This window comes from Chitinophaga sp. (genome assembly GCF_036569125.1).
Lineage (GTDB): Bacteria > Bacteroidota > Bacteroidia > Chitinophagales > Chitinophagaceae > Chitinophaga.
In genome coordinates, this window is record NZ_DATCRF010000629.1 from 21,723 (window position 1) to 28,521 (window position 6,799).

A 6,799-nucleotide genomic window follows, 5' to 3' on the forward strand; every position below is an offset into this window, starting at 1 on the left:
AACTGTAAAGATGAAAAAGATTATTAACATAAACCTCGCCAGCCGATTAATACCCATAGAGGATAGCGCCTATGAGATATTGAGGCGGTACCTGGATAGCCTGAAGCGCTATTTTGCCAGGGAGGAAGGGGCCGACGAGATTGTCAGCGACATTGAAAGCCGGATAGCGGAATTATTCCAGGACAAGCTGAAAAAAGGCGCTCATTGCATCACCGATGAGGACGTGGAAGCTATCAAAGCCTCCATGGGTACGCCGGAACAGTTTGAGGAAGATGCGGCCAAAGAAAGCGCCCAAGCCGGCGCTGCAGAGCAGGCCATCCCCAACATCCGCCCGCGTAAGCGCCTGTACCGCGATCCGGATAATAAAGTACTGGGCGGCGTGTGTAGCGGCCTGGGTGCTTACCTGAACGTAGACCCCGTGGTATTCCGCATCATCTTTGCCCTGCTGGCTATTGGCGGCTTTGGCAGCGGTATACTGGTATACTTCATATTATGGATAGCTACCCCGGAAGCCAATACCGCGGCTGAAAAGCTGGAAATGCGCGGCGAGCGGGTGGATGTGAACAACATCCGTGCTACCGTGCAGGATGAGATCAACGCCATGAAAGGCCAGTTCAAAAATGTTGGCAACGACATCAAAAATTTTTCGCAGGGCCGCGGAAGGCAGGTTGGTAACGATATTGAGCGGATCTTCCGCAATTTCTTTACCGGTCTGGGGAAAGTGCTGTTGTTTGTAACCAAAGGGTTCTTTTACTTCCTGGCAGTGGTAATACTGTTTAGCCTTATAATAGCCGGTATTGCTATCGCTGCTTCCTCCGCGGCCCTCTTCCCGCTTAAAAGCCTGTTACTTTCATCCAGCCTCCAGAACATGCTCTTCTGGCCGGCGGTGATCCTGCTGATAGGCATTCCCGTAGTAGGTCTTATTATATTCCTGACCCGTAAGCTTACCGGCGTAAAACAAACGAACCGGTACGTAGGGTATACCTTAAGCTTCCTGTGGGTGGTTGGCCTGCTGTGCGGCACCTGGCTGATAGTATCTATTGTAAAGGATTTCCGCACCAGCTTCCGGGAAAAGGAAACTTACCCCCTGGTACAGCCCAGCAAGGGAAAGCTGATCATCAAAAAGACGGATGACCTGGTGGAGATGGATGATGTGGACTTTTTTGAAGGCGGCCTGCGGGTAACCGATGATACCGCCATCATTGACAATATACGTGTGAAGATTGAAAAGAGCATTACGGACAGCTTCCAGGTGGAAGTGCTCCGCAGCTCCCGCGGCAGAACCGTTTCCCAGGCAAAAGCCCTGGCCCGCGAAATACAGTTCCAGATGAACCAGCAGGATTCTATCCTGTACCTGCCCGCCGGCATCAGCATACCACGTAACTCCCACTTCCGGGAACAGCGTATCACCGTAGTGGTAAAAGTACCCGTAGGTAAGGATATTGAGGTGGAAAAGGATGCTTACCATCACTACCACTTTATACACGGATGGAATGATAATGACTGGTGGGATGACTGGGACGATTGGGACCGCGACCATGATGGACCGGTTGAGCTGAAAATGACCATAGACGGCCTGGATAACATTCATATTGAGAAGAAACCCCGCCGTCATGAAGAAAGAAGAGGAGAAGATTCCCTGCAGGATAACTACCGTTATCACTCACCGGAAGAAAAGCAGGATAACCAGGAAAATGATCAGAAAGAAGAGAAAACAAAGGAAAAGACGGTTACCCCTACCGCTGCCAGCATAAATGCAGGCATGGAGGTACCGGCGGTGGAAAGCGCTTCCCTGATCATTTACAGCGTTTATAACATGCTGAAATAAGTTTTTCATTCATCACAATAAGTTCAATAGTTAACGAGAAGAAATGAAAACCACGGTATCCACCGTGGTTTCTTTCGTTTATACTGCCTTTTTTTCCGGATTCGATCATTACCCTCGCTTTTAAATATTTAGCTTTGCATCTTTGAAACTTCGATGACAAGGATAAGGAATGCAGGCAACGAAAAACGCAGCAATCAATATTGCGCTGGTAGGAAATCCGAATAGCGGGAAAAGCTCACTCTTTAATGCATTAACGGGTTTAAATCAGAAGGTCAGTAATTTTCCAGGGGTTACGGTTGATAAGAAAACCGGCAGCAGCAGCATATCCAATGCTTTGCATGCCAACATTATAGACCTGCCCGGTACCTACAGCCTGTATCCTAAAAGCGCCGATGAATTTGTAACCTATGATGTGCTGGTGAACCCTGCGGGTACAGACCGGCCTGACATGATCCTTATTATTGCCGACGCCTCCAACCTGAAACGCAACCTGCTCTTTTGCTCCCAGATCATAGACCTCAAGATCCCGGTTATTATAGCCCTTACCATGATGGATATTGCCCGCAAGAAAGGCGTGGAAATAGACCTGAACGGGCTGGAACGTGAGCTGGGCGTGCCGGTGCTGGCCATTAACCCCCGTAAGAATAAAGGTATTCCTGAACTCAAGAAGAATATAGACCTGCTGGCCAGGGAGCATTTCCCCGTGCCGGTGCGCGATTTTGTGGACAGCCATATTATGGCGCCTGAAGTGGTGGACGAGGTTAAAAAATACGTACAGGTGCGCAGCGACTATGCCGCCCTGCACATAGCAGTGAACAGCGATGAGCTGCACTTCCTGAATGGCGGGCAAAAGCTGGCCATTAAAAATGCGCTGCAAACCCACAAGTTTAATAAAACCAAGGTGCAGGCCGAAGAAATTATGCAGCGTTACGGCCGCATAAAGCATATTATGAAATCCTCCGTAGTGGAGGCCGACCCTTTGCAGAAACAGCTGCAAACCGAAAAGCTGGATGATATACTGCTGCACCGTTTCTGGGGCTATGTGATATTACTGGTAGTGCTGTTCTTTCTTTTCCAGAGCATATTCTGGCTGGCCTCTTACCCTATGGACGGCATAGAGGCGGCCTTTGGCTGGTTAGGCGGCAGCCTTTCCGGCATACTGCCCGACAACCAGTTCAGCGACCTGCTGATCAATGGCGTGGTGGCCGGTGTTAGCGGCATAGCCGTTTTTATACCCCAGATCATGATCCTGTTCGGGTTAATAACCCTGCTGGAAGATACGGGCTACATGGCCCGCATCAGCTTTTTAACCGACCGCCTGATGCGGCAGGTGGGGCTGAACGGTAAATCTGTAATGCCCCTGATCAGCGGCGTAGCCTGCGCCGTGCCGGCTATTATGGCTACCCGTAGTATTGAGAACCGGAAAGAGCGTTTGATCACCATCCTGGTAACCCCTTTAATGAGCTGCTCCGCACGCCTGCCCATTTATACTGTTATGATTGCGCTGGTGGTACCCGACCGTAAGGTGCTGGGCATTTTAAGCCTGCAGGGCTTAGTAATGATGGGCCTTTACCTGCTGGGCTTTTTTATGGCCCTGGCAATAGCCGCTATCATGAAATGGTTTGTGGCCATTAAGGAAAAGAGCTACTTTATTATGGAGCTTCCCGTATACCGGGCGCCCCGCTGGAAGAATGTAGGTACCACCATGCTGGAAAAAGCCCGCATATTTATTACAGATGCCGGTAAAGTGATCATGGTGATCTCTGTGATACTCTGGTTCCTGGCCTCTTATGGACCAAGCAGCAAAATGCAGCCGGTACATGACAGGTACGAGAAACTAATGGCCGCTAACCCCAATGATAAAGAGGCGCTGGATAAAGCCTACCAGTCGGAAAAGCTGGCCAATTCCTATGCCGGCATACTGGGTCATGCCATAGAACCGGCCATACGCCCCCTGGGTTTTGACTGGAAAATAGGCATTGCGCTTATTACCTCTTTTGCTGCCCGCGAAGTATTTGTAGGCACCATGGCTACCCTGTACAGCGTAGGCGAAAGCCCGGAAGATAATGATGCCACCCTCCGCGAAAAAATGCATGCTGCCGTACGGGCCGATGGCAGCCCGGTATACACCATGGCTACCGGTTTTTCCCTGATGCTTTTCTATGCCTTTGCCATGCAGTGTATGAGCACCCTGGCCATTGTAAAAAGGGAAACCAAATCCTGGAAAATGCCGGCCATACAGCTGGTGTATATGACGGCGCTGGCGTACATCTGCAGTTTTATAGCTTACCAGATACTGAAGTAGGCTAAACGCTGAATGCTTAATGCAGAATGCTGATCGCAGCGATTCCGTTGAGGCATGCATTGCATTGGCGTTAAGCATGCTGCATTCCGCGTTTAGCGTAATTAAGTATCTTGCACGTATGAAAAAGTTCCTGCTTGTTACCATTGCACTGTTGCCCGTATTAGGGGCGCTGGCACAACGGCCGGCTATTGATTCCCTGCAATTAATGAAAGACATACGCACGCTGAGCGCGGATAAGTTTGAGGGCCGTAAAACCGGCACCAAAGGCAACCGCCTGGCGCAGTTTTATATTATGGACCGTTTTAAACAGGCCGGCCTGCAGCCTTTTCATGGCACCTACGAATACCCGTTTTATTTTACCCAGGGGGATAAGAAGATCATGGGTACTAACCTGTACGGCTATATTCCCGGCAAAACAGATAACGTGATCATTGTTACGGCGCATTATGATCACCTGGGCATTAGCCGCCAGGCTAATGGTGCAGACAGCATTTTTAACGGGGCCGATGATAATGCCTCCGGCAGCGCCGCACTGCTATCGCTCATTAAGTATTACCAGCAGCACCCACCGCAGCATACTTTGGTATTTGCCGCGCTGGACGGGGAGGAGGAAGGCCTGCAGGGCGCCAAAGCCTTTGTGCTGCAGCTACCGGTGCCGGCCACCAATGTGCATATGAACCTGAATATGGATATGGTAAGCCGCAATGAAAAACAGGAGCTGTATGCCTGCGGCACCTACCAGAACCCCGACCTGAAGAAGCTGGTGACCCGGGCAGCCGACAGCAGCGCCATTAAGCTGCTAACCGGCCATGACCGGCCGGAAGACGGCGCCCAGGACTGGACCAAACAAAGCGACCATTACGAGTTCCATAGAAAGGGCATTCCCTTCCTGTACTTTGGGGTAGAGGATCATGCGGACTACCACCGCGTGGGAGATGAATTTGAGCATATTGATCCATCGTTCTATTACCGGGCGGTGCAAACCATAAGGATGGTGCTGAGCGCAGCGGATGCTGAGCTAACTGGGAATAGGGCGCGGTCTAAGGTGATTTATTAATATGTGTGGATGGCACACGTAAAAAGATGTAGGGTTTTATGTAGGGGGGTAGAGTTGCGCAGCAATGTCAGTAGGGAAAAAGAGGGGTTTTAGGAGGGAAGCATACCAATTGCGCAGCAATCAAACCACAATAAAAATGCAAAGGGCCAACCGATCGGTTGGCCCTTTGTATATACATAAGGTTTTCGAAAACTATTTGAACCTGCGCCGGGTTTCAATCATGCCCTTGAACTTATGCTCGGGCATATGCACATTTTCGCGGAACGTGCGCAGGCCTTCTGTAGACGCTTTGGTGCGGCCCAGCGCGCTTTCCGGCACACCCAGGGTAATAAGCGCCTTGCGCAGCAGCAGCTCGCTGGTGCTGCCCCAGTCAATGGAAAAATCCTCATAGGTAGCGGTGCCGCCATCCGGGAAAAATCCGTCGAAATAATCCCCCTGGTTCTGGGCGTTCTTTGACCAGATGGATACAGCATACATATCCTTACCGCCAATGGTAATGCCTACAAAACCAACCGGTTTGCCGTAAGTAGTATCGCCCACCAATTTCACATTCATGTATGGTTTCAGCACATTCATGGTAAGCTCGCTGGCCGATGCAGTGGAACCGGTACCAATGAACACCACATTAGGAACATTTACGCTTTTCTTCTTGGAGAAATAGAAGGAGGGGTTGCTCACCCAATCGTCAAACACATCGCCCCAGGAATAATTGGCGCCGGGCACCTTTTTAGTTTTCAGGTAATTGCTATACTGATGGTTAGTAAGGTTAGTGTTGTAATACTCCTTGTACATCAGCGAGGTATTACCGGTACCAACGGAAGTGGGCGCAATGAGGTTGGCCAGGTATTCGGCCGTTTCCACAGAGCCGCCGCCATTGTAGCGGAGATCTATTACCAGGTCGGTTACATTGTTGGTAACAAAGTTATCAAACGCAGCATCCAGCTGGGTTTGGGTTTTATCCAGGGAAATGAACTGGTTGAATACCAGGTAACCCACCCGTTTTCCGCCTACATTCAGCACGCTGCTATACAGCACCGGGTTAATGCTGTAGTTAGCCACATTAAGGGTAACGGTAACCGAGGTAGCATCCGGCTTTTTAAGGGTAAGCGTTACACTGTTACTGTAGTAGATGGCATTACTAATACGTGTTATGTTGGCATCTGTGGATTCCATATCGGTGTTGCCATTAACCGCGGTTATTTGCCAGGTGCGGCGAATGCCCTGCTGATAAGCAGGGGAGCCTGGGTACACATAGATCACGCGAAGGTCGCTTACGTCATTATAACCTAAGTCCAGCCCGAAATCGCCGGCAATGCCTTCGTTGATCTCTCCGGCCACAGCTCCATTATCCAGGAAACCGTACTTATCCATGTTTTTGCCGGCCGCATTCTTTTTATAGGAAATAAGGGCATCAAACAGCTTATCCAGGTTGGAGTAGCTATTAGGTTTAAAGGTGGCAGAATCCGGTATCACATCATTCCAAAGATATTCGTCCTTGAAAATGAAGTACATGGAATCTTTTACCGTGGCAATATTACTACCGGTGCCGGTAGTGTCTGTAATGGGCGTAACAGGAGTTCCGTGATCTTTTTTACAGGCATTCAATAAG

4 protein-coding genes are annotated in these 6,799 nt (G+C 49.9%); 3 read left to right on the top strand and 1 reads right to left on the bottom strand.

Features of this window, described 5'->3' with window-relative positions:
* Positions 1 to 10 precede the first annotated feature (10 nt).
* The 3 genes from VIM87_RS23540 (at position 11) to VIM87_RS23550 (ending at position 5,190) form a co-directional block, all read left to right on the top strand.
* Complete coding sequence (locus tag VIM87_RS23540; RefSeq protein WP_331999376.1) at positions 11 to 1,828, top strand: PspC domain-containing protein; 1,818 nt, start codon at positions 11 to 13, stop codon at positions 1,826 to 1,828.
* 169 nt (positions 1,829 to 1,997) lie between these two features.
* A complete protein-coding gene (feoB, locus tag VIM87_RS23545; protein ID WP_331999377.1) occupies positions 1,998 to 4,133 on the top strand; it encodes a ferrous iron transport protein B in 2,136 nt (711 codons plus the stop codon).
* 118 nt (positions 4,134 to 4,251) lie between these two features.
* Positions 4,252 to 5,190, top strand: a complete 939-nt coding sequence (locus VIM87_RS23550; protein WP_331999378.1) for a M28 family peptidase — start codon at positions 4,252 to 4,254, stop codon at positions 5,188 to 5,190.
* A 192-nt stretch (positions 5,191 to 5,382) separates the two neighbouring features.
* Here the strand turns inward: VIM87_RS23550 and VIM87_RS23555 are convergent.
* Positions 5,383 to 6,799 (bottom strand): S41 family peptidase (locus VIM87_RS23555; RefSeq protein ID WP_331999379.1); only part of this gene is annotated, 1,417 nt, incomplete at its 5' end.